This window comes from Stenotrophomonas sp. NY11291 (genome assembly GCF_023277365.1).
GTDB classification, from domain to species: domain Bacteria; phylum Pseudomonadota; class Gammaproteobacteria; order Xanthomonadales; family Xanthomonadaceae; genus Stenotrophomonas; species Stenotrophomonas geniculata.
The window spans coordinates 4,260,863-4,287,262 of record NZ_CP096975.1 but is presented as its reverse complement, the minus strand read 5'-3'; the positions used below and the strand labels follow the sequence as shown (position 1 = coordinate 4,287,262).

24 protein-coding genes are annotated in these 26,400 nt (G+C 66.8%); 19 read left to right on the top strand and 5 right to left on the bottom strand.

Annotation, left to right across the window (positions count from 1 at the left end):
- Positions 1-149: 149 nt before the first annotated feature.
- The 3 genes from M1L61_RS19930 (at position 150) to M1L61_RS19920 (ending at position 4,277) form a co-directional block, all read left to right on the top strand.
- Positions 150-1,616, top strand: a complete 1,467-nt coding sequence (locus M1L61_RS19930) for a benzaldehyde dehydrogenase (protein WP_248853992.1) — start codon at positions 150-152, stop codon at positions 1,614-1,616.
- Between the two features lie 17 nt (positions 1,617-1,633).
- Positions 1,634-2,761 (top strand): NAD(P)-dependent alcohol dehydrogenase, encoded by a 1,128-nt coding sequence (locus tag M1L61_RS19925; RefSeq protein WP_043401040.1) that lies wholly within the window; start codon positions 1,634-1,636, stop codon positions 2,759-2,761.
- Between the two features lie 418 nt (positions 2,762-3,179).
- Positions 3,180-4,277, top strand: a complete 1,098-nt coding sequence (locus M1L61_RS19920; protein ID WP_053443543.1) for a helix-turn-helix domain-containing protein — start codon at positions 3,180-3,182, stop codon at positions 4,275-4,277.
- A gap of 21 nt (positions 4,278-4,298) precedes the next feature.
- On the opposite strand, the gene M1L61_RS19915 is transcribed toward M1L61_RS19920, so the two are convergent.
- Positions 4,299-4,781: a YajQ family cyclic di-GMP-binding protein gene (locus M1L61_RS19915; RefSeq protein ID WP_010481366.1), complete on the bottom strand. Its 483-nt coding sequence runs from the start codon at positions 4,779-4,781 to the stop codon at positions 4,299-4,301.
- Positions 4,782-4,872: 91 nt separating this feature from the next.
- On the opposite strand from M1L61_RS19915, the gene M1L61_RS19910 reads away from it, so the two are divergent.
- The 3 genes from M1L61_RS19910 (at position 4,873) to M1L61_RS19900 (ending at position 7,648) form a co-directional block, all read left to right on the top strand.
- Entirely contained in the window at positions 4,873-5,769 is an 897-nt protein-coding gene (locus tag M1L61_RS19910; RefSeq protein WP_248853991.1) for a DMT family transporter, read from the top strand.
- 185 nt (positions 5,770-5,954) lie between these two features.
- The gene (locus M1L61_RS19905) at positions 5,955-6,962 is read left to right on the top strand and encodes a methionine ABC transporter ATP-binding protein (protein ID WP_010481369.1); all 1,008 of its coding nucleotides are present in this window, start codon (positions 5,955-5,957) and stop codon (positions 6,960-6,962) included.
- Positions 6,959-7,648 carry a methionine ABC transporter permease gene (locus M1L61_RS19900; RefSeq protein WP_049399224.1) on the top strand — a complete coding sequence of 230 codons (690 nt, stop codon included), beginning with the start codon at positions 6,959-6,961 and terminating at the stop codon, positions 7,646-7,648. The genes M1L61_RS19905 and M1L61_RS19900 overlap by 4 nt, the downstream gene beginning before the upstream one ends.
- 86 nt (positions 7,649-7,734) lie before the next feature.
- On the opposite strand, the gene M1L61_RS19895 is transcribed toward M1L61_RS19900, so the two are convergent.
- Positions 7,735-8,337: a lipocalin family protein gene (locus M1L61_RS19895; protein ID WP_010481371.1), complete on the bottom strand. Its 603-nt coding sequence runs from the start codon at positions 8,335-8,337 to the stop codon at positions 7,735-7,737.
- Between the two features lie 127 nt (positions 8,338-8,464).
- Between M1L61_RS19895 and M1L61_RS19890 the strand changes: the two genes are divergently transcribed.
- Entirely contained in the window at positions 8,465-8,791 is a 327-nt protein-coding gene (locus M1L61_RS19890; RefSeq protein ID WP_053443541.1) for a hypothetical protein, read from the top strand.
- Between the two features lie 69 nt (positions 8,792-8,860).
- On the top strand, positions 8,861-10,957 hold the full coding sequence (locus M1L61_RS19885) for a prolyl oligopeptidase family serine peptidase (RefSeq protein WP_019337663.1): 2,097 nt from the start codon (positions 8,861-8,863) through the stop codon (positions 10,955-10,957).
- A gap of 120 nt (positions 10,958-11,077) precedes the next feature.
- On the opposite strand, the gene M1L61_RS19880 is transcribed toward M1L61_RS19885, so the two are convergent.
- A complete protein-coding gene (locus tag M1L61_RS19880) occupies positions 11,078-12,262 on the bottom strand; it encodes a pyridoxal phosphate-dependent aminotransferase (RefSeq protein WP_248853990.1) in 1,185 nt (394 codons plus the stop codon).
- Between the two features lie 143 nt (positions 12,263-12,405).
- Here M1L61_RS19880 and M1L61_RS19875 point away from each other — a divergent pair, with 143 nt between their 5' ends.
- The 9 genes from M1L61_RS19875 to hslU all read left to right on the top strand — a co-directional run bounded on the left by M1L61_RS19875 (position 12,406) and on the right by hslU (position 20,109).
- The gene (locus tag M1L61_RS19875; protein WP_248853989.1) at positions 12,406-14,517 is read left to right on the top strand and encodes a S9 family peptidase; all 2,112 of its coding nucleotides are present in this window, start codon (positions 12,406-12,408) and stop codon (positions 14,515-14,517) included.
- Between the two features lie 54 nt (positions 14,518-14,571).
- Positions 14,572-14,997 carry a YbaN family protein gene (locus tag M1L61_RS19870; RefSeq protein ID WP_241886043.1) on the top strand — a complete coding sequence of 142 codons (426 nt, stop codon included), beginning with the start codon at positions 14,572-14,574 and terminating at the stop codon, positions 14,995-14,997.
- A gap of 82 nt (positions 14,998-15,079) precedes the next feature.
- A complete protein-coding gene (locus M1L61_RS19865; protein WP_241886042.1) occupies positions 15,080-15,352 on the top strand; it encodes a lipoprotein in 273 nt (90 codons plus the stop codon).
- Positions 15,345-16,196 carry a diaminopimelate epimerase gene (dapF, locus tag M1L61_RS19860; RefSeq protein ID WP_043401027.1) on the top strand — a complete coding sequence of 284 codons (852 nt, stop codon included), beginning with the start codon at positions 15,345-15,347 and terminating at the stop codon, positions 16,194-16,196. Before M1L61_RS19865 ends, dapF begins: the two co-directional genes overlap by 8 nt.
- Positions 16,193-16,867: a DUF484 family protein gene (locus M1L61_RS19855; RefSeq protein ID WP_010481384.1), complete on the top strand. Its 675-nt coding sequence runs from the start codon at positions 16,193-16,195 to the stop codon at positions 16,865-16,867. The genes dapF and M1L61_RS19855 overlap by 4 nt, the downstream gene beginning before the upstream one ends.
- 13 nt (positions 16,868-16,880) lie before the next feature.
- Positions 16,881-17,771 carry a tyrosine recombinase XerC gene (gene xerC, locus M1L61_RS19850; protein ID WP_248853988.1) on the top strand — a complete coding sequence of 297 codons (891 nt, stop codon included), beginning with the start codon at positions 16,881-16,883 and terminating at the stop codon, positions 17,769-17,771.
- A gap of 77 nt (positions 17,772-17,848) precedes the next feature.
- Positions 17,849-18,049, top strand: coding sequence for a DUF3079 domain-containing protein (locus M1L61_RS19845; protein ID WP_010481389.1), 201 nt, complete (start codon positions 17,849-17,851; stop codon positions 18,047-18,049).
- A 74-nt stretch (positions 18,050-18,123) separates the two neighbouring features.
- Positions 18,124-18,675, top strand: coding sequence for an ATP-dependent protease subunit HslV (gene hslV, locus M1L61_RS19840; RefSeq protein ID WP_005411093.1), 552 nt, complete (start codon positions 18,124-18,126; stop codon positions 18,673-18,675).
- 60 nt (positions 18,676-18,735) lie between these two features.
- Positions 18,736-20,109: an ATP-dependent protease ATPase subunit HslU gene (hslU, locus tag M1L61_RS19835; RefSeq protein WP_019337671.1), complete on the top strand. Its 1,374-nt coding sequence runs from the start codon at positions 18,736-18,738 to the stop codon at positions 20,107-20,109.
- A gap of 54 nt (positions 20,110-20,163) precedes the next feature.
- Here hslU and M1L61_RS19830 read toward each other — a convergent pair whose 3' ends face one another.
- Positions 20,164-21,156, bottom strand: a complete 993-nt coding sequence (locus M1L61_RS19830; RefSeq protein ID WP_043401018.1) for a Gfo/Idh/MocA family oxidoreductase — start codon at positions 21,154-21,156, stop codon at positions 20,164-20,166.
- A gap of 45 nt (positions 21,157-21,201) precedes the next feature.
- Positions 21,202-21,861, bottom strand: a complete 660-nt coding sequence (gene smeT / locus M1L61_RS19825) for an efflux transporter SmeDEF transcriptional repressor SmeT (RefSeq protein ID WP_248853987.1) — start codon at positions 21,859-21,861, stop codon at positions 21,202-21,204.
- Between the two features lie 208 nt (positions 21,862-22,069).
- Here smeT and smeD point away from each other — a divergent pair, with 208 nt between their 5' ends.
- Together smeD and smeE are read left to right on the top strand one after the other, a co-directional pair.
- Positions 22,070-23,254 (top strand): multidrug efflux RND transporter periplasmic adaptor subunit SmeD, encoded by a 1,185-nt coding sequence (smeD, locus tag M1L61_RS19820; RefSeq protein WP_010481396.1) that lies wholly within the window; start codon positions 22,070-22,072, stop codon positions 23,252-23,254.
- A gap of 12 nt (positions 23,255-23,266) precedes the next feature.
- Complete coding sequence (gene smeE, locus M1L61_RS19815) at positions 23,267-26,389, top strand: multidrug efflux RND transporter permease subunit SmeE (protein ID WP_248853986.1); 3,123 nt, start codon at positions 23,267-23,269, stop codon at positions 26,387-26,389.
- Positions 26,390-26,400: the final 11 nt, after the last annotated feature.

Sequence of the window (26,400 nt, the reverse complement as noted above, 5' to 3'; positions counted from 1 at the left end):
CGCTGCCGCGCTGTTCACTGTGCAGGAACTGGACAGTCGCCATGCTGGAAATTCCCGCCGATTCAAGCCCTTGCGGGCGACCGCTGGATGGCCGATTGCCTGTCGCGGACGGCGGGCGTGGAATGGACGCACGACACAGGAGGACACCCATGACTGCATCTTCTCCGTGGCTGCCGGATGCCCTTTGGGCCGGCGCCTTCTTCGATGGTCACTGGCAGGCGGCCGAGCAACGGCAGCCGGTGATCGAGCCGGCCACCGGCAACACCCTCGGCGAAATCGGCCTGGCCGACCCGGCGCAGGTAGCGCGCTCGGCGGCGGCCGCTGCACAGGCGCAACAGGCGTGGGCGTCAGCGCCTTACGAGCAGCGCGCGGAGGTGCTGCGCAACGCGGCACGCCTGGCCGAGGAACACATCGACACCCTGGTGGAGTGGCTGGTGCGCGAAAGCGGCTCGACACGGCTCAAGGCCGGCTTCGAAGCGAAGGTGACGATCAAGGCGCTGCACGAAGCTGCGGCGCTACCGTCGCGCAGCACCGGCGAGATCCTGCCCTCCGAGCCGGGTCGGCTGAACCTGGCGCGACGCCGGCCGCTGGGTGTGGTCGGCGTCATCTCGCCCTTCAACTTCCCGCTGTACCTGGCCATGCGCGCGGTGGCGCCGGCCATCGCGCTGGGCAATGCCGTGGTGCTCAAGCCGGACCCGCGCACGGCGGTGTGTGGTGGCGCGGTCATCGCACGCCTGTTCGAACTGGCCGGGCTGCCGGCGGGGGTGCTGCACATGCTGCCCGGCGATGGCGCGGCCGGGGCCGCACTGACCAGTGACCCGCACGTGGCGATGATCCAGTTCACCGGTTCCACCGCCGCTGGACGCAAGGTCGGCGAAGCGGCGGGCAGGCACCTGAAGAAGGTCTCGCTGGAGCTGGGCGGCAAGAACTCGCTGATCATTCTCGACGATGCCGACCTCGACCTGGCGGTGGCCAACACCGCGTGGGGTGTCTACCTGCACCAGGGCCAGATCTGCATGGCGACTGGCCGCGTGCTGGTGCATCGGAAGATCCATGCCGCGTTCCTGCAGAAGCTGGTGGCCAAGGCCAATTCGCTGAAGGTGGGCGACCCGGCGCGCGAAGACGTGGCGATCGGCCCGCTGATCAATGCTGGCCAGCGTGACCACGCCACGCGCGTGGTCGAACAGGCGGTGCAGGCCGGCGCCTCGCTGGAGGCGGGCGGTACCCATCGCGATCTGTTCTTCGCACCGACCGTGCTTGGCAACGTCTCTGCCGACAATCCGGCGTTCAACGAGGAGATCTTCGCACCGGTGGCGGTGGTGGTGCCGTTCGACGATGACGAGGATGCCGTGCGCCTGGCCAACGACAGCGAGTACGGCCTGTCGATGGCCATCGTGTCCAGCAATGTCGGGCGCGCGCTGAAACTCGGTGAGCGCCTGCGCACCGGCCTGCTGCATATCAACGACCAGACCGTGAACGACGAAGTGATCAACCCGTTCGGCGGCGTCGGTGCGTCCGGCAACGGCACCAGCATCGGTGGCCCCGCCAACGGGGAAGAGTTCACCCAGTGGCAGTGGTTGACCGTCAAGGGCGAAGCGCCCGCTTACCCGATCTGATCGAAGGAGCCATCACGATGAACGACAAGACCACAACCCACGAGATCACCGCCGCCGTGGTCCGCGGCAAAGAACAGCCCTTCGTCATCGAGCAGGCCCGGCTGCGTGGCCCGCAGGACGACGAGGTATTGGTGAAGGTGGTGGCGACGGGCCTGTGCCACACCGACCTGATCGTGCGCGACCAGTACTACCCGGTGCCGCTGCCGGCAGTGCTCGGCCATGAGGGGGCTGGCATCGTTGAGGCGGTGGGCCCGAACGTGCGCGACCTCAAGGTGGGCGACCATGTGGTGCTGACCTATGGCGCCTGCGGTCACTGCAATCCCTGCCGGGGCGGCCACGGTGCCTACTGCAAGGACTTCTTTGCGCTGAACTTTGGTGGCGACGATGGCCACGGCCATACCGCGATCACCGATGCGCAGGGTCAGCCGCTGCACGACCATTTCTTCGCGCAGTCTTCGTTTGCCACCTTCGCCATCGCGCGCGAGATCAACGCGATCAAGGTACCCGACGATGCGCCGCTGGAACTGCTGGGCCCGCTGGGCTGCGGCATCCAGACCGGTGCCGGTGCGGTGCTCAATTCGCTGCAGGTGCGCTCGGGCAGCAGTTTCGCCAGCTACGGTGCCGGCGCGGTGGGCCTGAGTGCGGTGATGGCGGCGAAGGTGGCCGGTGCCACCACCATCATCGCCATCGACGTAGTGCCCTCGCGGCTGGAGCTCGCGCTGGAACTGGGCGCCACCCACGTGGTGAACAGCCGCGAGACCGACGTGATCGAGGCCGTACGCGCGATCACCGGCGGTGGTGCGGACTTCGCGCTGGAATCGACCGGTCGCCCCGAGGTGCTGTCGGCGGGTATCGAGGCGCTGGGCGGCTTGGGCATGATGGGCGTGGTCGGCGCACCGAAGCTGGGCACCACCGCCAGTTTCGATGTGAACAACCTGCTGCTTGGTGGTCGCAGCATCCGCGGCATCGTGGAAGGCGACAGCGTGCCGCAGGTGTTCATTCCGCAGCTGGTCACGCTGTTCCTGCAGGGCCGCTTCCCGTTCGACAAGCTGGTGAAGTTCTACCCGCTGGAACAGATCAACCAGGCGGCGGAGGACAGTACGAAGGGAATCACGCTCAAGCCGATCCTGCGCATCGCGGCGTAAGGGTGGGGGAGGGTTTGCAGGGCTGCGCCCTGCACCCGCCGAAGCAACGTCCACGGCAACGGCAAAAGCGGGCATTCCGTGGGATGGCGGGGTGGGCCCGGTTGCGGGGGACGCCGTAAACCCCGCTCCGCGGTCCGGCCCAGCCGCTGGCGGCTGTGCGTTCGCGCGCTTGCGAAGCAGTGCTTCGCGAGCAAAGCGCCCTCACCCCTGGGGGCTTGGCAGCCGCATCCATGCGGCTGACACCCCCGCAACCGGACCCACCCCGCCTTCGACAGGTTCCCGCCGCTGTTGGTCGGCACGGGGTCGGATCCGTTTTCCAAAGGAAAACGCCTCTGACCCCGTGTTTGAACCGTTGGCGGAAACATTCCGTTGTCGGAACGTAACGTGGCGTTGCCGCCGACGGGTGTAGGCTGCTTCCATGATGGCCACGACAGTCGGGCAACAGCAGTTGGTGGCGGCACGTGCCGCTTTTGCCGAGGGCGATGCGGGTTCACTGGGCGTGTTGCCGCTCCCACTGCAGCAGTCATGGCTGCGTTCACGCGCGGCGGGCCTGCTGCCCGGGCAGGAGCCGGACTACCGTCCGCTGCTGGGTGATGGCCGGCATCTTTCCGATCCCGGCGACCGTCGGCTCGCGCGCTGCGTGCGGCCGGAGCTGGAACAGCTGTGGGCCGCCTTTGGCGGGCGTGGCTGGACGATGTTCTGTGCCAACCGTGAGGGCATGGTGATCGCGCAGCAGGCCCATGGCCTGGAAGATGCACCGCTGCTGCGCCCGATCCAGGTCGGGCGGAGGCTGGGCGAGGGCGAGATCGGCACCACGGCACCGGCAGTCAGCCTGGCCGACGACCTGCCTGCGCTGGTACGGGGCAATGAACACTACCTGCAGCGGTTCGCCCCGGTGTTCTGCCTCAGCGAGCCACTGCACGATCTCAATGGGCAGGTATGCGGGGTGATCGATATCACCGGCCTGGGTGAGCGCGATCCCTCGTTGCTGCAGGGCTACTTCCGGCAGGCCGCGCTGGCCAGCGAGAACCGGTTGTTCCACGCGCTTGCCGACGTGCACCTGCTGGCGCTGCAGCATGATCCGCGCTGGCTGGCGTCGCCATTGCAGGGGCTGCTGGCGGTGCAGGAGGATGGCCAGCTGCGCGCGGCCAACCGTGTTGCGCGGCGCTTGCTGGGCCTGCCGCGTCGGGGGCCATTGCCGTTGTTGAACCTGGAAAGCGTGTTTGCCGGCGCCAGTGCCGCGCAGCGGCGGCGCCTGCTGCAACCCGGGGCGCCGCATCGGGTGCGGGTAGGCGAGGGCAGTGCGGTTTACCTGCAGCACCTGCAGGCGCCGCGCAAGGTCGCTGGCCGCAGCGCGCAAAGCCCTCCAGCGGCGACGATGAATGCACCGCTGCTGCGTGATCAGCAGCGTGAAGCGGCGCGCCGTGCGGCGCAGGCGGCGGACGGCAATCTGAGCCTGGCCGCTCGCCAGCTGGGCATCTCGCGTACTACGCTGTACAAGCTGCTGCGCGGTTGACGTTGCAGCCCGCCGGGCAGATCAATCGCGGAAATTGTTGAACTGCAGCGGCAGCTCGAACTTGCCTGCCTTGAGTACGGCAATGGCGTCCTGCAGGTCGTCGCGCTTCTTGCCCTGCACGCGCAGCTTGTCGCCGTTGATCTGGCTTTCGACTTTCAGCTTGGCTTCCTTCAGCGCGGCAGCGATCTTCTTGGCGATCTTCTGCTCGATGCCCTGCTTGACGGTGATCTTCTGCCGGGCCTGGGCCAGGTTGGTCTCGATGTCGCCGAACTCCAGGCTGAGCACATCGATGCCGCGCGCGGCCAGGCGGGCACGCAGGATGTCGTTCATCTGCTTGAGCTGGAACTCGGTCGGCGCAGTCTGGTTGATGACATCGCCATCGCGCTCGAACTTGGCGTCCACGCCCTTGAAGTCGAAGCGGGTGGCCAGTTCGCGGTTGGCCTGGTCGATGGCGTTGGTCAGCTCGTGGGTGTCGACTTCGGACACGACGTCGAAGGAAGGCATGGGCGTGGCTCCGCGGAATTCAGTGGCCGCCATTCTATCGCGGCGCCCATGCCCGGCGCCCGGCGGGGCGCGCGGTCGGCGATAATGGGCCATGAACGTGCAACGCTCCCCTTCGCGCGCGGTGGCCTGGATGGTCGCGGCGGTCGCCTGTTTCTCGCTGATGGACGCTGGCATGAAGCAGCTGTCGGCCAGCTATCCCACGCTGGAAGTGACTTTCCTGCGTGGTGCGGCCTCGTTGCCGTTCGTGCTGGTGTGGGTGCTGGTCAGCGCCGGCCCGCGCTCGCTGATCCCGCGCCGCTGGGGCCTGCACCTGCTGCGTGGCGGGCTGGGCATGGCGATGATCGGCTGCTTCGTGTTCGCCCTGCGCGACCTGCCGCTGTCCACCGCCTACACCATCTATTTCGTCGCCCCGTTGTTGATCGCTGCACTCTCGGTGCCGCTGCTCGGTGAACGGGTCGGGCCGCGGCGCTGGGTTGCCATCGGCATCGGCCTGGTGGGCGTGCTGGTGGTGCTGCGGCCGGGCGTGGACGGCTTCATTTCGGTGCCCGGCCTGATGGTGCTGGCGGCGGCGACGGCCTATGCCGTGGCTGCGATCACGGTCAGCCTGCTGACCCGCACCGATACCTCGCAGTCGATGGTGGTCTGGTTCCTGGTTATCATGGCCATCGGCGCCGGCCTGCTGGCCATTCCCGGCTGGGTACCGCTGCAATTGGCGCATGCGCCGCTTATCGCCGGCATGGGGCTGGCCGGGGCGCTGGGCCAGATCGCCCTGACCAAGGCCTTCCAGCTGGGCGAGGCCTCGATGATCGCGCCGCTGGAGTACAGCGGGCTGGTCTGGGTGATTGGCTGGGACCTGGCCTTCTGGGGCCAGCTGCCTGATGGCTATACCTGGGTGGGCGCGGCGATCATCGTGGCTTCGGGGCTGTACCTGCTGCACCGCGAGCGGGTGAACCGGCAGGAGCCGCCGAAGCCGCTGGATCACCCCTGAGCCGGTTGGGCCAGGATCCGACCCCAGGGTCGGGTCCCCACAGGGGCCCTAACCCCAGCCAATGCGTCGGCGCGGGCGACTTAGAACCAAAAGGAATAACATTCTGGCCCATGGCGCGGGCGCGCGACCGCCTGCGCTGGTAGGCTGCACGCCCCCTTCCGTCACCCAGCCGGTGAGCCACGCCCGTGATCGAGTTCCAGCGCCTGCACAAATCCTATGCCGTTGCCGGCCGCGAAGTCAGCGCGCTGCAGCCGCTGGACCTGACCATCGAGGCCGGTGAGGTCTTCGGCATCATCGGCCATTCCGGCGCCGGCAAGTCGACTCTGATCCGCATGATCAACCGCCTGGAAGAGCCCAGCGGTGGTCGCCTGCTGATCGGTGGCGAGGATGTCACCGCACTGGATGCGGACGGCCTGCGCGCACTGCGCCGGCGCATCGGCATGATCTTCCAGCACTTCAACCTGCTGTCCTCGCGCACGGTGGCCGGCAATGTCGCCTTCCCGCTGGAGCTGGCCGGCACGCCGAAGGCGGAGATCGACGCGCGCGTGGCCGAGTTGCTGCAGACCGTGGGCCTGGAGGCGCACGCGCAGAAGTACCCGGCGCAGCTGTCCGGTGGTCAGAAGCAGCGCGTCGGCATCGCCCGCGCGCTGGCGACCCGCCCGCAGATCCTGCTGTGCGATGAGGCGACCAGTGCGCTCGACCCGCAGACCACGGCCTCGGTGCTGTCGCTGCTGTCGAAGATCAATCGCGAGCTGGGCCTGACCATCGTGCTGATCACCCACGAGATGGATGTGATCCGCCGTGTGTGCGACCGCGTGGCCGTGCTCGACGCCGGCCAGATGGTCGAGACCGGGCCGGTCACCCGCGTGTTCCTGCACCCGCAGCACCCGACCACGCGCCGTTTCGTCAGCGAATCGGAGCATGTGGACGAGGGCGCGCTGCACCGCGATTTCGACGTGGTCGGCGGCCGCATCGTGCGCCTGACCTTCCTCGGCGGCGACACCTACGAACCCCTGCTTGGCAGCGTCGCGCGCCAGACCGGGGTCGACTACAACATCCTGTCCGGCCGTATCGACCGGATCAAGGACACCCCGTATGGCCAGCTGGTGGTCGCCCTGGTGGGCGGCGACCAGTCCGCCGCGCAGGCCGCGTTCGTGGCCGCCGGCGTGCACGTTGAGGAACTGCGTCGATGATCATCGCCACTGCCGGCGGATTCTTCCGCCACCTGGATGCGGGCAAGTGGGCCGATATCGGCCAGGCCACCATCGATACCCTGCTGATGCTGCTCGGTTCGCTGCCGCTGACCCTGGCCATCGGCCTGCCCCTGGGCGTGCTGCTGTACCTGTTCGGCGCACCGCAGATGAAGCGCCGGCCGTTCGCCTATGGCGTGCTGGCGCTGGTGGTGAACCTGCTGCGCTCGGTGCCTTTCATCATCCTGATGATCGTGCTGATCCCGGTCACGCTGTTCCTGATGGGGACGTCGCTGGGTGTACGCGGTGCGATCGTGCCGTTGGTGATCGGTGCCGCACCGTTCTACGCACGCCTGGTCGAGACCGCGCTGCGCGAAGTGGACCGTGGCGTGATCGAAGCGACCCAGTCGATGGGTGCCACCACCTGGCAGCTGGTCACCCGCGTGCTGCTGCCGGAGGCGCGCCCGGGCCTGATTGCCGGTGCGACGGTCACCACCGTCGCGCTGATCGGTTTCACCGCGATGGGCGGTGCGATCGGTTCCGGTGGCCTCGGCGACCTGGCGTTCCGCGACGGCTACCAGCGTTCGCACACTGATGTGGCCCTGGTCACCGTGGTCCTGCTGCTGATCCTGGTGCAGCTGCTGCAGATGCTCGGCGACCGCCTGGTCGCGCATTACAGCCGCAAGTAATCGGTGCGTCCGCCGGGCATGGCCCGGCGCTACCAGAATGGCCGCGCGGCTACGGTAGCGCCGGGCCATGCCCGGCGAGCGCTCTCTCAACGCACGTTCGGCACTTCGTAGCCCAGCTTCCCGACCTGTTCCGGGTGCTGCGGTACGCGCTTGAGCTTGTCGGTGTTCACGCCGTACTCGTCGCGCAGGCGTTCGGCCAGCTCCTTGTACAGCGCCTTGTCCATGTCCGGCGTGCGCGAGAAGATCCAGGCCATCTCACGGCCGGGGTAGCCGATCAGCGCCCACGAGTAATCCGGCGCCACTTCCAGCACCCGCGAATGGGTCGGCACGACGCGGTAGAACCAGGTGCGCCAGCCGTGGTTGCCGCTGTCCGGGTCGACGCTGGCGCGGGCACGCACTTCCTGCAGCGGTTCGCCGAAGCCATCACGGTAGCGGTAGGTGATGCCGACCTTGTGCGCGTCGCGCAGCTCGTACTCGTTGACGCTGGCGACATGGCCACGTTCGATGAAGTTCGGCACGCGGCCGATCACATACCAGGTGCCCATGAAGCGCTTCAGGTCGATCGGTGCGTCCAGGGCAGCTGCACCAGAGGCACTGGTACGGGGCGACGGCGGCTCACTGGCGGCCACGGCGGGGCCGGCCAGGGAAAGGGCCAGCAGCGCGGCGCAGAGCGGGCGGATCGAAGTCATGCGGGAGCGGGCTCCAGTGGGCTTGCACGCGCATGGTCGACTGTGTGCACGCGATCCGTCAATGGTGTCGCAACCTGTGAGAAGGGCCTTGCCCAAACTGTGTTGCATTGTCCACCGGAGAAGCCCCATGAACGCACGTTCCGTTCGCCGCCCTGCAACTGAACGCGTCATCATTGAACGCGCCGATCCACGCCTGCTGCGCAGCGTGCAGCAGGTGGCGCTGGCCGGCCTGGCACTGGTGCTGGTCTGGCCAGCCGCGCGCGGCAGCAACGCCTGGCTGGGCTGGCTGCCGATGTGGCTGGTGGGCATGCCGCTGGTGGCCTGGTGGGCGTTGCTGCGCTTCCCGCTGCCTGGACTGTCGTGGCTGCGGCTGGCCCGGCGTACCGGTGGACAGGCCCGTCGCCGCACCGGCGGCACGACCCGTGGCCGGCGCAGCCCCGCGGCCACGGCCTGACCTTCGACACGGGGGAGACCGCGACATTCCGTGCTAGCGTTCCAAGGCTTATGACTGCCTGGAGCTGCAATGTCACGACTCGCTTCCGCCTGCCTGCTGGCCGGCATGATGACCGCTGCCTCGGTGGGGACCGCCGTGGCCGCTGAAGACACCGACCGTTACGCCTGGCTCGAAGACGTCACCGGCGACAAGCCGCTGACCTGGGTCAAGGAACAGAACGCCAAGTCCGAGGCGCGCCTGGCGCAGACCCCGGCCTTCAAGCAGATGGAGACCCGCATCCGCGAGGTGCTCGACTCCGATGCCAAGATTCCCGGCGTGCAGAAGATCGGCGACTACTACTACAACTTCTGGAAGGACCAGCAGCACGAGCGTGGCCTGTGGCGCCGCACCACCCTGGCCGAGTACCGCAAGGCCTCGCCGCAGTGGGAAACCGTGCTTGACCTGGATGCGTTGAACAAGGCCGAAGGCGAGAACTGGGTCTGGCACGGTGCTGACTGCCTGCGTCCGGACTACAGCCGCTGCCTGATCGCGCTGTCACGCGGTGGCGCCGACGCCGATGTCACCCGCGAATTCGACCTGTCCAACAAGAGCTGGATCAAGGACGGCTTCTTCCGTCCGGAGTCGAAGGGCGGCCTCAGCTGGATCGATCGCGATACGGTGTTCGTCTACACCGACTTCGGTGCCGGTTCGATGACCACCTCCGGCTACCCGCGCGTGGCCAAGCTGTGGAAGCGCGGCACGCCGATGGCCTCGGCCACGGCCGTGTACGAAGGCAAGCCGGAAGACATGTACATCGCGGCGATGCACGATGACACCCCGGGCTTCGAGCGCAACCTGGTCAGCCGCACCCTGGCCTTCTACAACAACGAGATCTACCTGCGCGGCGACGACGGCACGCTGACCAAGATTGATGCGCCGAACTCGGCCGAGAAGGGCCTGCACAAGCAGTGGCTGACCCTGGAGCTGCGCGACCCGTGGACCGTGGGCGGCAAGACCTATGCCTCCGGTTCGCTGCTGGCCACCAAGCTGGATGACTTCCTGGCGGGCAAGCGCGACTTCGAGGTGCTGTTCACCCCGACCGCGACCACCTCGCTGGCCAGCGCCACCTGGACCAAGAGCCATCTGGTGCTGAACGTGCTGGATGACGTCAAGAACCGCCTGTCGGTGCTGACCCCAGGCGCCGATGGTTGGCAGACCAGCCGCTTCGTCGGCGCGCCGGCCTTTGGCACGCTGGGCGTGGCCGCGGTGGACAGCAACGACAGCGACGCGGTGTGGCTGACCGCTACCGACTACCTGACCCCGACCACGCTGGCACTGGCCGAGATCGGCCAGGCGCCGGAAACGCTGAAGACCATGCCGGCCTTCTTTGATGCCAAGGGCAAGGTGATCGAGCAGCACTTCGCCACCAGCAAGGACGGCACCCGCGTGCCGTACTTCGTGGTGCACGACAAGGCGATGAAGCTGGATGGCTCCAACCCGACCCTGCTGTACGGCTACGGTGGTTTCGAGATCTCGCTGACCCCGAACTACTCCGGTGGCATGGGCCGCGCCTGGCTGGAGAAGGGCGGCGTGTACGTGGTCGCCAACATCCGTGGTGGTGGCGAGTACGGCCCGCGCTGGCACCAGGCAGCGCTGAAGCAGAACCGTCACAAGGCCTATGAAGACATGGCCGCGGTGGCGCGCGATCTGGTCAAGCGCAAGATCACCAGCGCCAAGCACCTGGGCGTGCAGGGCGGCAGCAACGGTGGCCTGCTGACCGGCAACATGCTGACCCAGTACCCGGAACTGTTCGGTGCGGTGGTGGTGCAGGTGCCGCTGCTGGACATGAAGCGCTACAGCCATCTGCTGGCCGGCGCCTCGTGGATGGCCGAGTACGGCAACCCGGATACCAGCGACTGGGAGTTCATCAAGACCTTCTCGCCGTACCACCTGTTCAACGCGAAGAAGAACTACCCGCCGGTGCTGTTCACCACCTCCACCCGCGATGATCGCGTGCATCCGGGCCACGCCCGCAAGATGGCGGCGAAGATGATCGACGCCGGCAAGGACGTGACCTACTACGAGAACATCGAAGGTGGCCACGGCGGTGCAGCCAACAACGCGCAGGCCGCGCACATGTCGGCGCTGGCCTACAGCTTCCTGTGGGAACGCCTCGGCGGTAAGTGACGGAATGAAAAACGCCGCCTTCGGGCGGCGTTTTTCGTTGGGCATTCGTTGAACGGTAGCGCCGGGCCATGCCCGGCGGCTCCTTTGCCGCGCTGCGCGCTCGCCGGGCATGGCCCGGCGCTACCGGAAATGTTTCAATCCACGCGCGATACGGTCCACCGCTTCCTGCAACCGCGGCACTTCCTGGGTATAGGCCAACCGCACATGCTGGTTGGCGCGATGGAAGCCGAAATCCAGCCCGGGGGTGAATGCCACGTGCTCGGTTTCCAGGAAGTGCGCGCAGAACGCCTGCGCGTCGTCGGTGAATGCGCTCACATCGGCGTACAGGTAGAACGCACCCTGCGGCTCGACTTCGATGCGGAAGCCCAGTTCGCGCAGTGCAGGCAGCAGGAAATCGCGGCGCTGGCGGAACGCCTCGCGGCGTTGCTCGAAGATCGCCATCGATTCCTCGCTGAAACAGGTGAGGGCGGCATGCTGAGCGATGCTCGACGCGCTGATGTACAGGTTCTGTGCCAGCTTCTCCAGATCGGGCACGGCCGCCGGCGGTGCCACCAGCCAGCCCAGCCGCCAGCCGGTCATGCCGAAGTACTTGGAAAAACTGTTCAGCACGAACGCGCTGTCATCCACCTGCAGCACGCTGGGCGCATCCAGGCCGTAGGTCAGGCCGTGATAGATCTCGTCCACCACCAGGTGGCCGCCCCGCGCGTGCAGGGTCTGCGACAGGGCTGAAAGTTCGTCGGCGGAAAGCACGGTGCCGGTCGGGTTGGCCGGCGAGGCGACCAGCGCGCCGACGCTGTCGGCGTTCCAGTGTTGTTCCACCAGCGATGGAGTCAGCTGGTAGGCGGTTTCCGGCCCGACCGGCACCAGCTGCGCACCGCCTTCCACCAGGCGCAGGAAGTGGCGGTTGCACGGATAACCTGGGTCGGCCAGCAGCCAGTGGCGACCAGGATCGACCAGCAGGCTGCTGGCCAGCAGCAGCGCACCGGAGCCGCCGGGGGTGACCAGGATGCGTTCGGGATCGATGTCCAGCCCGTAGTGGCTGCGATAGAAACCACTGATGGCCTGGCGCAGGGCCGGCAGGCCACGTGCGGCGGTGTAGCGGGTATGGCCGGCGGCCAATGCGGCCTGGCCGGCACGCACGACCGGTTCGGCCGTGGTGAAGTCCGGTTCGCCGATTTCCAGGTGGATCACATCGTGGCCGGCCTGTTCCAGCGCCTGTGCGCGGGCCAGCAGCGACATCACGTGGAACGGAGCGATTTCATGGCTGCGCCGGCTGTAGCCCGGCGTGTGGGGCAGGGTACTCATCTGCCCATGGTACGCCGGTCGGCATGACCCATGACGATCCGCAGGGTTGCCGCATTGCAGGGATTGGGGTCAGATCCCTTTTCGGGAAAAGGGATCTGACCCCGCCGAAGACCATTGCATTGATGCGCCTGGAGCCTTATCTCATGAAATCCACTCTCTGCCTGTTGCTTGCGAGCCTGATGACCACGACCGCTACCGCCGCCACGCCGCCCGTTCCGCCGGATGCCGCCAAGCACCCGCATGTGGTCAAGGCGCCGTTCGGCGCGATCCGCAACGATGACTATTACTGGCTGCGCGACGACAAGCGCGAGAACAAGGACATGCTGGCCTACCTGCAGGCCGAGAATGCCTACGCTGACCAGCTGCTGGCACCGTTGAAGCCGCTGGAAGACACCCTGTACAAGGAGATCGTCGGCCGCATCAAGCAGGACGATTCCAGCGTGCCGGCGCGCGAGCGCGGCTACTGGTACTACAGCCGTTTCGAGACCGGCCAGGACTACCCCATCCACGCGCGCCGCAAGGGCAGCATGGACGCGGCCGAAGAGATCCTGCTGGACGTCAACACGATGGCCGCTGGCAAGGGCTACTTCAGCGTCGGCTCGATGGAGGTCAGCCAGGACAACCAGCTGCTGGCCTGGGCCGATGATGATGTGGGCCGCCGCCAGTACACGATCCGCTTCAAGGACTTGGCCACCGGCAAGGTGTTGCCCGATGTGATCACCGGCAGCTCCGGCGACCTGGTCTGGGCCGACGACAACCGCACCGTGCTGTATGTCGAGAACGATCCGGAAACACTGCTGACCGTGCGCGTGAAGAAGCACGTGCTGGGTACCCCGGCCAGCGCCGACACCGTCGTCTACGAAGAGAAGGACGACAGCTTCTACATGGGCATCGGCCGCACCCGCGACGATCGCTTCATCACCATCGGCGTGCACAGCACCGTGTCCTCGGAAGAGCGCTATGCACCCGCCAGCGACCCGACCACCTTCACCGTACTGGCCCCGCGCCAGCGCGATGTCGAGTACGACGCCGATCACTACGACGGCCGCTGGGTGATCCGTACCAACGATGGTGCGAAGAACTTCAAGCTGGTCACCGCACCGACCGATGCGACCTCGCGCGCGCAGTGGAAGGACTGGATCGCGCATGACGATGCGGTGTTCATCGAAGGCTTCGAACTGTTCGATGGCTACACCGCCATCGCCGAGCGTTCGCAGGGCCTGGAACGCATCCGCCTGCTGTTCGAGGACGGTCGCAGCGACTACGTGAAGGCCGACGAGCCGGCGTACTCGATGGGCCTGGGCGACAACACCGAGGCCGATACGCCGTGGCTGCGTTACATCTACACCTCGATGACCACCCCGACCACGGTGTTCGAACTGAACACCGCCACCGGCGAGCGCCGCCAGCTGAAGGTGCAGCCGGTGATCGGCTATGACGCCTCGAAGTACGAAACCGATCGCGTCTGGATCACCGCGCGCGATGGCGTAAAGGTGCCGGTGTCGCTGGTCTACCGCAAGGGCTACCAGAAGGATGGCAAGGGCGCGCTGTTCCAGTACGCCTATGGCAGCTACGGCATGTCGATGGACCCGTACTTCAACCAGACCGCGGTGAGCCTGCTCGACCGCGGCGTGGTGTATGCCATCGCCCACATCCGCGGTGGCCAGGAAATGGGCCGCGACTGGTACGAGAACGGCAAGCTGCTGCACAAGCAGAACACCTTCAACGACTTCATCGACGTCACCCGAGGGCTGGTGGCACAGGGCTGGGCGGCGAAGGATCGCGTCGCCGCATCCGGCGGCAGTGCCGGTGGCCTGCTGATGGGCGCGGTGGCCAACCAGGCCCCGCAGGATTACCGGGTGATGGTGGCGCAGGTGCCGTTCGTCGATGTGGTCACCACCATGCTCGACCCGACCATTCCGCTGACCACCAACGAGTACGACGAGTGGGGCAACCCGGAACAGAAGCCGTACTACGACTACATGCTGTCCTACTCGCCCTATGACAACGTGAAGCAGCAGGCCTATCCGGCGCTGTTCGTGGGCACCGGCCTGTGGGATTCGCAGGTGCAGTACTGGGAACCGGCCAAGTGGGTGGCCAAGCTGCGTGACGACAACACCGGCCCCTACCCGATCCTGTTCCGCACCAACATGGAAGCCGGCCACGGCGGCAAGTCGGGGCGCTTCCAGCGTTACCGCGAGCTGTCCGAGTCGTATGCGTTCGTGCTGCAGCAGCTGGGCATCGCCCAGCCGTGATGGCGACAGGGTGCCGGGCACTGCCTGGCACCCTGAACCGGTATCCTTGCGGCCATGAGCGCGCCAGATCCTTCCGCCACTCGCAACGCCACCGCGCCACCGCGCGTGGTGCGTTTCCGCTGGGCGTGGTGGCTGCTGGCGTACGTCAGCCTCGGTACCGGCATCGTCGGGATCTTCGTGCCGGGCCTGCCGACCACCGTATTCATCCTGATCTCGGCGTGGGCCGCCTCGCGCGGCTCCGAGCGCCTGCACAGCTGGCTGCTGCAGCATCCACGCTTTGGCCCGGCCATCGCCAACTGGCAGGCGCATGGTGCAGTCAGCCGCTACGGCAAGTGGATGGCCACGATCACCATGGCGGTATGCGCCGGCATCATGCTGTGGTGCGTGCCGATCGCCTGGGTGAAGTGGTTCTCGATCGGCAGCATGACCGTGGTGGCGATCTGGCTGTGGACCCGGCCGCTGCCGCCGCCCGCGGATTGAACCCCTGCGGTGGTGCCGGCCGCTGGCCGGCAACCCGATCCCCTGCACCAACCGCTCAGCCGCCAGTGGCTATACTCGGGGCATGAAGACCCCCCATCGAAACGCCATCCTGATTCCGCTGGCAGCGGCTTCGCTGCTGTTCCTCGCCGCCTGCGGCAACAAGGGCCCGCTGGTACTGCCGCAGAAGCCGGTGCCGGTGGAAGAAACCGTCGAACCGGTTGCCGAGCCCGCGACCGAAGCGACCCCGACCGAGACCGAGGGCAGCGGCACGCCGGCCACGACCGTGGACCCGGCTGCACCGACCACCCAACCGGCGCCTGCGCCTGCGAAGAAGGTGGGCGGCGGGAATGAGTAAGGCCGGTTCCAAGGCGCTGCGCTTCAGCAAGATGCATGGCGCGGGCAATGATTTCGTAGTGATCGACCTGCGTGACGGCACTGCGCCGCCCACGCCTGAACTGGCCGCGCGCCTGGCCGACCGCCACACCGGCGTCGGCTGCGATCAGATCCTGACCATCGAAGCACCGCGCGCGGAAGGCTCGGTGGCGTCCTACCGCATCTGGAATGCCGACGGTTCCAACTCCGAGCAGTGCGGCAACGGCGCGCGCTGCATCGCGGCCTGGCTGGTGCGCGAGGGCAGTGCGCAGGGCGGTGCATTCGTCATCGACAGCCCGTTGGCCAGCCACGAAGTGAAGATGCTGGGCGAGGGCCAGTTCGCGGTGACCATGGGGGTGCCCGCGTTCGAGCCGGCCAACGTGCCGCTGATGGGCTTCGCCCACGCGCGCGAGGAATACCTGCTGCCGCTGCAGGGCGAGAGCGTCCGCTTTGCTGCGGTATCGATGGGCAATCCGCATGCGGTGATTGAAGTGGGCCTGATCGATGCCGCACCGGTCGAGCGCGTCGGTTCGCTGCTGCAGCAGCATGCGTCTTTCCCGCGCTCGGTGAACGTGGGCTTCGTACAGGTGATGGGCCCGGCGCATGCGCGTCTGCGTGTGAATGAGCGCGGCGTCGGTGAAACCCTGGCCTGTGGCAGCGGTGCCTGTGCCGCTGCGGTGACCCTGATGCAGCGTGGCCGCCTGCAGCGTGACGCGCGCATCAGCCTGCCCGGTGGTGACCTGCGCATCCAGTGGCCAGGCGATGGCCAGCCGGTGGTGATGGCCGGGCCGACCGCATTCGTCTTCGAAGGGGAGTGGATCGCATGACCGAAACCGTCGACAAGCTCGGGGCCCACGAAGTCGCTGCCTGGTTGCGGCGTCATCCGGGCTTCCTCAAGCAGTTCCCGGACCTGGCCCTGACCCTGGTGGTGCCGCGTGATGACGGTCCGACTGCGTCGCTGGCCAGCTACCAGCTGGAAGTGCTGCGCGAGAAGAACCGCGAGCTGGCACGACGGTTGGCCGATCTGGGCGCAACCGCCCAGATCAATGAACGCCTGGCAGTGCGCACGCATCAGCTGACCCTGGCGCTGATGAAGCAGGACAACGCCGCCGATACCCTGCGTGCTATGGCTGCCTCGCTGCAGGAAGATTTCGCCGGCGACCTGGTACGGCTGGTGGTGCACAGGCCGGTGGCCGGGCTGGAGCAGGCCGACTGGCTGCAGGTGATCGCCGCCGATGATCCGCAGCTGGGCCCGTTCCGCGACTGCCTGAAGGATGGCGAGCCGATCTGCGGCCGCCTGCAGCCGGAAAAGAATGCCGTGCTGTATGGCGTGCGCAGCGAGGAAGTGCAGACCACCGCACTGCTGCCGCTACCGGGCGTGGGCCTGATTGCGGTCGGAAGCCACGACCCGAACCGCTTCTATCCGGGCATGGGCACGCTGTTCCTGCGCATGATGGGCGATGCGCTGGTCACCGGCCTGAAGCGCTTCCCGGGCTGAGCAGGACACGTCGATGAGCGCGGTACAGGCCTTCCTGCAGCACCTGCAGGTGGAACGGCGGATGTCGGCGCATACGCTTGATGCCTACCGCCGCGACCTGGATGCGCTGTCGGTCTGGGCCGAGCCACGTGGTGTAGCGGTGGAGGCGCTTGATGCTGACGCGGTGCGCCAGTTCGTCGCCGACGAGCATCGCCGCGGCCTGTCGGCCAAGAGCCTGCAGCGCCGCTTGTCCGCCTGCCGCAGCTTCTATGCCTGGCTGCTCAAGCACGGGCGCATCGAGGTCAGTCCGGCGGCGACGCTGAAGGCGCCGCGTGCGCCGCGCCGGTTGCCGCAGGTGCTTGACGCCGACGAAGCCGTGCAGCTGGTCGAGCTGGAACCGGAAGGCGAGCTGGGCCGCCGTGATCGCGCGCTGCTGGAACTGTTCTATTCCTCCGGCCTGCGCCTGAGCGAAGTCTGCGCGCTGACCTGGCGCGATCTGGATTTCGACAGTGGTCTGGTCAACGTACTGGGCAAGGGCAATCGCCAGCGGCGGGTGCCGTTCGGCCGGCCGGCGCGCGAAGCGCTGCAGGCGTGGCGCGCGGAAAGTGGCGGTGGCCCGGCCTCGCCAGTGTTCCCCGGCCGCAACGGGCCGATCAGCCAACGCGCGGTGCAGATCCGCATCCGCCAGCTGGCGCAGCGCCAGGGCCTGTTCAAGCAGGTGCATCCGCACATGCTGCGGCACAGTTTCGCCAGCCACATCCTGGAATCGTCCGGCGACCTGCGTGGTGTGCAGGAGCTGCTTGGCCATGCCGACATCGCCACCACCCAGATCTACACCCACCTCGATTTCCAGCACCTGGCCAAGGTCTACGACGCCGCGCATCCGCGCGCCAAGCGCCGCAACAAGGGCGACACGGCTGAATAGCCCGCCCTTTATCTGGATCAGGGCAGGGCGGGCGCTACCGGCGCATCGTGGCCGCAGGCCACGAAGAACCCGCCACCATGGCGAAGCCCATTCCGCTGCATCCCAGGCATCCCGAGCGCATCTGCTGGGGCTGCGACCGCTACTGCGCAGCTGATGCACTGGCCTGCGGCAATGGTTCCGGCCGCACCCAGCATCCGATCGAGACGCAGGGCGAAGACTGGTATATCGCCTGGGGCATCGAGCCCAATCCGGATCGGCCTTCGCAAGCCAAGCGCTGAACGGCAGCCATCCGCACAGGCTTGATCGCACCCGGCGCTGTCCCCATGTCCCGGGAACAGCTATCGGAGGCCGCATGGACCCCAGTCAGAATCCCAACGTTTTCCACGCCACCACCATCGTCTGCGTCCGTCGCGGCGAGCACGTGGCCATCGCCGGCGACGGCCAGGTCACGCTGGGCCACACCGTGATGAAGGGCAATGCACGCAAGGTGCGCCGCCTCGGTCGTGACGGCCAGGTGCTGGCCGGCTTCGCCGGTGCCGCCGCCGATGCCTTCACCCTGTTCGAGCTGTTCGAGGCCAAGCTGGAAAAGCACGGCCAGCTGCAGCGCGCTGCGGTCGAACTGGCCAAGGATTGGCGCACCGAGCGCCGCCTGGGCAAGCTCGAGGCCCTGCTGGCAGTGGCCGACAAGGAAACCTCGCTGATCATCAGCGGCACCGGCGATGTGATCGAACCGGAGGACGGCATCATCGCCATCGGTTCCGGCGGTTCCTATGCGCTGTCGGCCGCGCGCGCGCTGATGGCGCACACCGAACTGGATGCGCGCACCATCGCCAGCGAAGCCATTGGCATTGCCGGCGACATCTGCATCTACACCAACCGCAACGTGGTGGTCGAGGAGCTGTAACGCCTCCCGATCCGCCGGGCATGGCCCGGCGCTACCGACAACGAATCCGTGAGCACATCCATGTCGAAGATCGAAGTTTCCTCCGCCACCATGACCCCGCGCGAGATCGTGCAGGAACTGGACCGGCATATCGTGGGTCAGCACGACGCCAAGCGCGCCGTGGCCATCGCCCTGCGCAACCGCTGGCGCCGCATGCAGCTGGTGCCGGAGCTGCGCAATGAAGTGATGCCGAAGAACATCCTGATGATCGGCCCGACCGGCGTCGGCAAGACCGAAATCGCGCGCCGCCTGGCCACGCTGGCCAACGCACCGTTCGTGAAGGTTGAAGCCACCCGCTTCACCGAAGTCGGCTACGTCGGCAAGGACGTCGAGCAGATCATCCGTGACCTGGCCGATACGGCCGTCAAGCTGTACCGCGAACAGGCCAAGGTGCGCGTGCGTACCCAGGCCGAAGAACGTGCCGAAGACCGTATCCTCGATGCGCTGCTGCCGCGCCGCAGCGGTGGCATCGGCTTCGATCCGGAAGTCGCCCGCAACGAACCGTCGGCGCAGGACAACGAGACCCGCATCAAGTTCCGCAAGATGCTTCGCAACGGTGAGCTGGACGAGCGCGAGATCGAACTCGACCTGGCCGCCAATGTCAGCATGGACATCATGACCCCACCGGGCATGGAAGAAATGGGCCAGCAGCTGAAGTCGATGTTCGCCAACCTCGGCGGCGGCGCCAAGGCGCACAAGCGCACGCTGACCATCAAGGCCGCGCGTCCGCTGCTGGTGGAAGAAGAGGCCGGCAAGCTGGTCAACGAAGACGATATCCGCACGGCGGCGATCGAGGCCTGTGAGCAGCACGGCATCGTCTTCATCGACGAGATCGACAAGGTCGCCAAGCGGGGTGATAACGTGGGCGGTGGCGATGTCTCCCGCGAAGGCGTGCAGCGCGACCTGCTGCCGCTGGTTGAAGGCTCCAACGTGTCCACCAAGTACGGCACGATCAAGACCGACCACATCCTGTTCATCGCATCGGGCGCGTTCCACCTGGCCAAGCCCAGCGACCTGATTCCGGAGCTGCAGGGTCGTTTCCCGATCCGCGTGGAACTGGGGGCGCTGAGCAAGAACGATTTCGTGCGCATCCTGACCGAGCCTAAGGCCGCGCTGACCAAGCAGTACGAAGCGCTGCTGGCCACCGAGGGCGTCAAGGTCAGCTTCACTGCCGACGCCATTGATCGTCTGGCCGAGATCGCCTTCCAGGTGAACGAGCGCCAGGAGAACATCGGTGCCCGCCGCCTGCATACCGTGCTGGAGCGCCTGCTGGATTCGCTCAGCTACGAGGCACCGGACCGCGACGGCGAAACCCTGGCCATCGACAGTGCTTATGTCGATGCACACCTGGGCGAGCTGGTGCAGGATCCGGACCTGAGCCGCTACATCCTGTAATGCCCGGCTCTGCAAAGCTATGGGGCCGCCGAAAGGCGGCCTTTTTGTTGGCGGTCAGTGCGGGTGCCGGGCGCGGTAGGCCTGCAGTACCTGGTCGATCACCGCACTGGTGCGCGCAGCGCTGATGCCGGTCGACGGTGAACAGCCGTTGCCACGCAGTTCGTCCACGAGGGAGGCGATCAACGGCTGCTGGACCGCTGGCGGGTTCGGGATATCGAACGCCTGCACGCCCGCTTCGGTCTCCAGAACCACCGGAACGTCCTCGAAGGTGGCAAAGCGCAGCTGCCCGCGGTCGCCGGTGATCTCGATCTCATCCTGGCGGCGGAAGGCGCAGAAGCTCCACTGCGCGATGCCATGCGCGCCCATTCCGGTGCGGAAGCACATCGAGACGCTGTCCTCGGCGGCGTAGGCGCCGGTCAACGAACTGGCCAGGCCACGCACATCGCTCAGCGGCCCCAGGAGATGGTCGAGCAGGTCCAGGGTATGCGAGCCCAGATCGACGAACAGCCCGCCGCCGGCGATCGCCGGATGGGTCCGCCAGAAGTCCGGCGAGGCGGCATTCGCCGAATGCGGCCGGTGCAGGGTGGCGCGCACGCTGCGCGGCGTACCGATCGCGCCGCTGTCCAGCAGCTGTTTCACCTGTGCGAAGCGGGGCAGGGCGCGGCGGTAATAGGCCACGAACACCGGCACGCCGCGGCGTGCGCTGGCCTCCAGTACGCGTTCGCATTCGGCGTGATCCATGGCCATCGGCTTTTCGATGTAGACCGGCTTGCCCGCGGCGATCGCCTGCAGCGCGTACTGCATGTGCGTCGAGGGGGGCGTTGCGACGTACACCGCGTTCACTTCCGGATCGGCGATGAGCGCATCAGCGTCCGCGTACCAACGGGGAATGGCATGGCGCCTCGCGTAATCCTCGGCCAACGCCGCATTGCGGCGCATGACCGCTGCAACCCGTGATCCGGGTGTGCTGGCCAGGGCCGGGCCGCTCTTCTTCTCGGTGACACTGCCGCAGCCGATGAAGCCCCACACCACATTGTCCAGGATCATGGGTCTGTCCTCAGATGGGTACGGCGGTGGTGGCAGCAGCGCCGCTCACGCGTCCGGCAACGGCTCGGGCACCGTTCCGGGCACGAACACGCCATCCTTCACGTAGGCGGCCAGAGTCATGTCCAGCGCGAGCATGCCGTCGCGCTTGAGGTCCATCAGTTCCGGTTCGACCATCGCGCCGTGCAGCACGCCCAGTACGGTGGCGTGCAGCATGCGCGCGGCGATCTTCGGGTCCGCTCCTTCGCGCAGCTGGCCCAGGTCCTGGGCCCGGCGAAGCGCACGCTCCATCCGGTCCAGCGCATCGCGGAATCCGGCCTGCTGCATTTCGGTCAGCACCTTGGTGTCGGCGGAGGCATCGCTGCGCAGCATGATCTCCATGGTCTTGCGCAGGCGCTCATCCTCGGACAGCTCGATGAACGAGTGGATCATCACCGCGCGCAGGTCGTGTACCGGCGTGTCGCGCTGCTCGGTGGAGGTGCGTTCCAGTTCCTGCATGTAGGGCAGGTGCACGCGCTCGACGATGGCGGCCAGCACCTCGCTCTTGTTCTTGAAGTGCCAGTAGACCGCGCCACGGGTATAGCCGGCGCGGGCGCCGATCATCTCCAGCGTGGTACGGGCCACGCCGTGTTCATGGAAACAGGCTTCGGCGGCGTCAAGGATGCCTTCCCGGGTTGCCTGGGTGTCCTCTTTGGTCTTGCGGGCCATGGATGGGTACGAGTGCGGGTGAAACGTGGCTGAATTGTACCTGTTTACAAACAAACACGCATGTATGTATATTTCCGTCCCATCATTCCCGCCGTGTGCGTGGCAGGCCGTTGCCGGCTGCTTCTCCCCGCCGGTGAGCGTTGCCTGCTGGCGCTTTCGGCCTGTATCAGCGCGTTTTGAGATTCCTTCCCCTGAGAGCCTTTCCGTCATGTTGCTGAGCCGAATCCGACCCATCGCGCTGTCGCTGGCCATCGCCGCGACCGTGGCTGCCTGCGGCGGCCAACCCCAGGCCCCCGAACAGGGCCCCGGTGACGTCACCGTGGTCACGCTGAAGTCCGAGACCGTGGGCCTGACCCGCGAACTGCCGGGCCGTACCACTGCCTTCCTGGTCGCCGAAGTGCGCCCGCAGGTCAATGGCATCGTCGCCAAGCGCCTGTTCACGGAAGGTGGCATGGTCAAGGCCGGCGAGCCGCTGTACCAGCTCGACGACGCCAGCTACCGCGCCCAGGCCAACAATGCCCGTGCCCAGCTGGCCCGCGCAGAAGCCACCGCCAATGCCGCCCGCCTGAGCGCCAAGCGCATCACCGAGCTGGCCAAGGTCGACGCGGTCAGCCAGCAGGATCTGGAAAACGCCGTGGCCGCGCAGAAGCAGGCCGAGGCCGACGTCGGCGCCGCCAAGGCATCGCTGGATGCGGCCAACGTCACCCTCGGCTATGCCCGTATCACCGCGCCGATCAGCGGCCGCATCGGCAAGTCCAGCGTCACCCAGGGTGCGCTGGTCAACGCCGGCCAGGCCAATGCGCTGGCCACCGTGCAGCAGCTGGATCCGATCTATGTCGACCTGACCCAGTCCTCGGCCGAGCTGCTGCAGCTGCGCCGCGAACTGGCCGCCGGCCGCCTGCAGGACAACCAGACGCTGCCGGTCAGCATCCTGATGGAAGACGGCAGCACCTTCGAGCACAAGGGCACGCTGGAGTTCTCCGAAGTCAGCGTCGATCCGGCCACCGGCAGCTTCGGCCTGCGCGTGAAGGTGGACAACCCGGACGGCCTGCTGATGCCGGGCATGTACGTGCGCGCAGTGATCGGCGGCGGCGTGCGCAGCGATGCGGTGCTGGTACCGATGGCCGGCATCGCCCGCGATCCGAAGGGTGACACCTCCGCGATGGTGGTCGACAAGGACAACAAGGTCGAAGTGCGCCCGGTCAAGGTCAGCCGCACGGTTGGCGACAAGTGGCTGGTCGAGGACGGTCTGAAGGCCGGCGACAAGGTCATCGTCGAAGGCCTGCAGAAGATCGGCCCCGGCATGCCGGTCAAGGCCACCGAGAAGGGCGCTGCTCCGGCCAAGCCGGCAGCGGCCGCCCAGCCTGCCGCTCCGGCCGGCGACGCGAAGTAAGCGGAGAACCCCATGGCACGCTTTTTCATTGATCGACCCATCTTTGCATGGGTGATCGCCATCATCATCATGCTCGCCGGAGGCCTGGCCCTGTTCAAGCTGCCGGTCTCGATGTACCCCAACGTCGCACCGCCGGCGGTGGAAATCAGCGCCACCTACCCGGGTGCATCGGCCAAGGTGGTCGAGGACTCGGTGACGCAGATCATCGAGCAGAACATGAAGGGCCTTGATGGCCTGATCTACTTTTCCTCCAACAGCTCGTCCAACGGCCAGGCCACCATCACCCTGACCTTCGAGAGCGGCACCAACCCGGACATCGCCCAGGTGCAGGTGCAGAACAAGCTGCAGCTGGCCATGCCGCTGCTGCCGCAGGAAGTGCAGCGGCAGGGCATCAACGTGGCCAAGTCCAGCTCGGGCTTCCTGAACGTCATCGCGTTCGTGTCCGAGGACGGCAGCATGGACGCCAACGACATCGCCGACTACGTCGGTTCCAATGTCGTCGACCGCCTGAGCCGCGTGCCGGGCGTGGGCAACATCCAGGTGTTCGGTGGCAAGTACGCCATGCGCATCTGGCTGGACCCGAACAAGCTGCATACCTATGGCCTGTCGGTTGCCGAAGTGACCGCAGCGATCAAGGCACAGAACGCCCAGGTCGCCATCGGCCAGCTCGGCGGTGCGCCGTCGATCAAGGGCCAGCAGCTCAACGCCACCATCAACGCGCAGTCGCGCCTGCAGACCCCGGAACAGTTCCGCAACATCATCGTGCGCGGTGCGCAGGACGGTGCCGAGCTGCGCCTGGGTGATGTCGCCCGCGTCGAGCTGGGTGCGGAATCGTACGACTTCGTCACCCGCTACAACGGCCAGCCGGCCAGCGGCCTGGCGGTCACCCTGGCCACCGGCGCCAACGCGCTGGATACCGCCGCCGGCGTGGATGCCGCGCTGGAGGACATGAAGAACTTCTTCCCGGCCGGGCTGAAGGCCGAGATCCCGTACGACACGACCCCGTTCGTGCGTGTGTCGATCAAGGGCGTGGTGCAGACCCTGATCGAAGCGATCGTGCTGGTGTTCGTGGTGATGTACCTGTTCCTGCAGAACTTCCGCGCCACCCTGATCCCGACCATCGCCGTGCCGGTGGTGCTGCTGGGTACCTTCGGCGTGCTGGCGATGCTGGGCTTCTCGGTGAACATGCTGACCATGTTCGCGATGGTGCTGGCGATCGGCCTGCTGGTGGACGATGCCATCGTGGTGGTGGAAAACGTCGAGCGCATCATGTCCGAAGAGGGACTGTCGCCGCTCGAGGCCACCCGCAAGTCGATGGGCCAGATCACCGGCGCGCTGGTCGGCATCGGCCTGGTGCTGTCGGCAGTGTTCGTGCCGATGGCCTTCATGAGCGGTTCCACCGGCGTGATCTACCGCCAGTTCTCGGCCACGATCGTCTCGGCGATGGCATTGTCGGTGCTGGTCGCGATCGTGCTGACCCCGGCGTTGTGCGCGACCATGCTCAAGCCGCTGAAGAAGGGCGAGCACCATGTTGCCCATCGCGGCCTGGCCGGTCGTTTCTTCAACGGCTTCAACCGCGGTTTCGACCGCACCAGCGAAAGCTACCAGCGTGGCGTGCGCGGCATCATCCATCGTCCGTGGCGCTTCATGGGCATCGTTGCGGCGCTGTTCGTGCTGATGGGCGTGCTGTTCGTGCGCCTGCCCAGTTCGTTCCTGCCCAACGAAGACCAGGGCGTGCTGATGGCGCTGGTGCAGGCGCCGGTGGGTGCCACCCAAGAACGTACGCTGGAATCGATCGCGGCACTGGAAAACCACTTCCTGCAGAACGAGAAGGATGCGGTGGACTCGGTGTTCTCGGTGCAGGGCTTCAGCTTCGCCGGCATGGGCCAGAACGCGGGCATGGCATTCGTCAAGCTGAAGGACTGGAGCGAGCGTGACGCCAACAATGGCGTGATGCCGATCACCGGTCGCGCGATGGCGGCCTTGGGCCAGATCAAGGATGCCTTCATCTTCGCCTTCCCGCCGCCGGCCATCCCGGAGCTGGGTACCGCTTCGGGCTACACCTTCTTCCTGAAGGACAACAGCGGCCAGGGCCACGAGGCGCTGGTGGCCGCGCGCAACCAGCTGCTCGGCCTCGCCGCCGGCAGCAAGAAACTGGCCAACGTGCGCCCGAACGGCCAGGAAGACACGCCGCAGTTCCGCATCGACATCGATGCGGCCAAGGCGACCTCGCTGGGGCTGTCGATCGACCAGATCAACGGCACCCTGGCCGCCGCGTGGGGCAGCTCGTACATCGATGACTTCGTCGATCGCGGCCGCGTCAAGCGCGTGTTCGTGCAGGCTGACCAGCCGTTCCGCATGGTCCCGGAAGACTTCGACCTCTGGTCCGTGAAGAACGACAAGGGCGAGATGGTGCCGTTCAGCGCGTTCGCCACCAAGCACTGGGACTACGGCTCGCCGCGCCTGGAGCGCTACAACGGCGTGTCGGCAATGGAAATCCAGGGCGAACCGGCCCCGGGTGTGGCCTCCGGTGACGCCATGGCCGAGATCGAACAGTTGGCCAAGCAGCTGCCGGCGGGCTTCGGCATCGAGTGGACGGCGATGTCCTACCAGGAACGCCAGGCCGGCTCGCAGACGCCGCTGCTGTACACGCTGTCGCTGATGATCGTGTTCCTGTGCCTGGCCGCGATGTACGAAAGCTGGAGCGTGCCGACCGCGGTGCTGCTGGCGGCCCCGCTGGGTATCCTCGGCGCGGTGCTGGCCAACACCTTCAAGGGCCTGGAGCGCGACATCTACTTCCAGGTGGCGATGCTGACCACGGTGGGCCTGACCAGCAAGAACGCGATCCTGATCGTCGAGTTCGCCAAGGAGAACCTGGAGAAGGGCGCCAGCTTGATCGAGTCGATCATGCATGCCGTGCGCGACCGCTTGCGTCCGATCGTGATGACCTCGCTGGCCTTCGGCATGGGCGTGGTACCGCTGGCGGTCTCCACGGGTGCCGGTTCTGGTGCAAAGCAGGCGATCGGCACCGGCGTGCTCGGCGGCATGATCGTCGGCACCGTGCTCGGCGTGTTCTTCGTGCCGCTGTTCTTCGTGGTGGTGCAGCGCGTGTTCAAGCGCAAATCTGCGACGTAAGCGAAACGGTA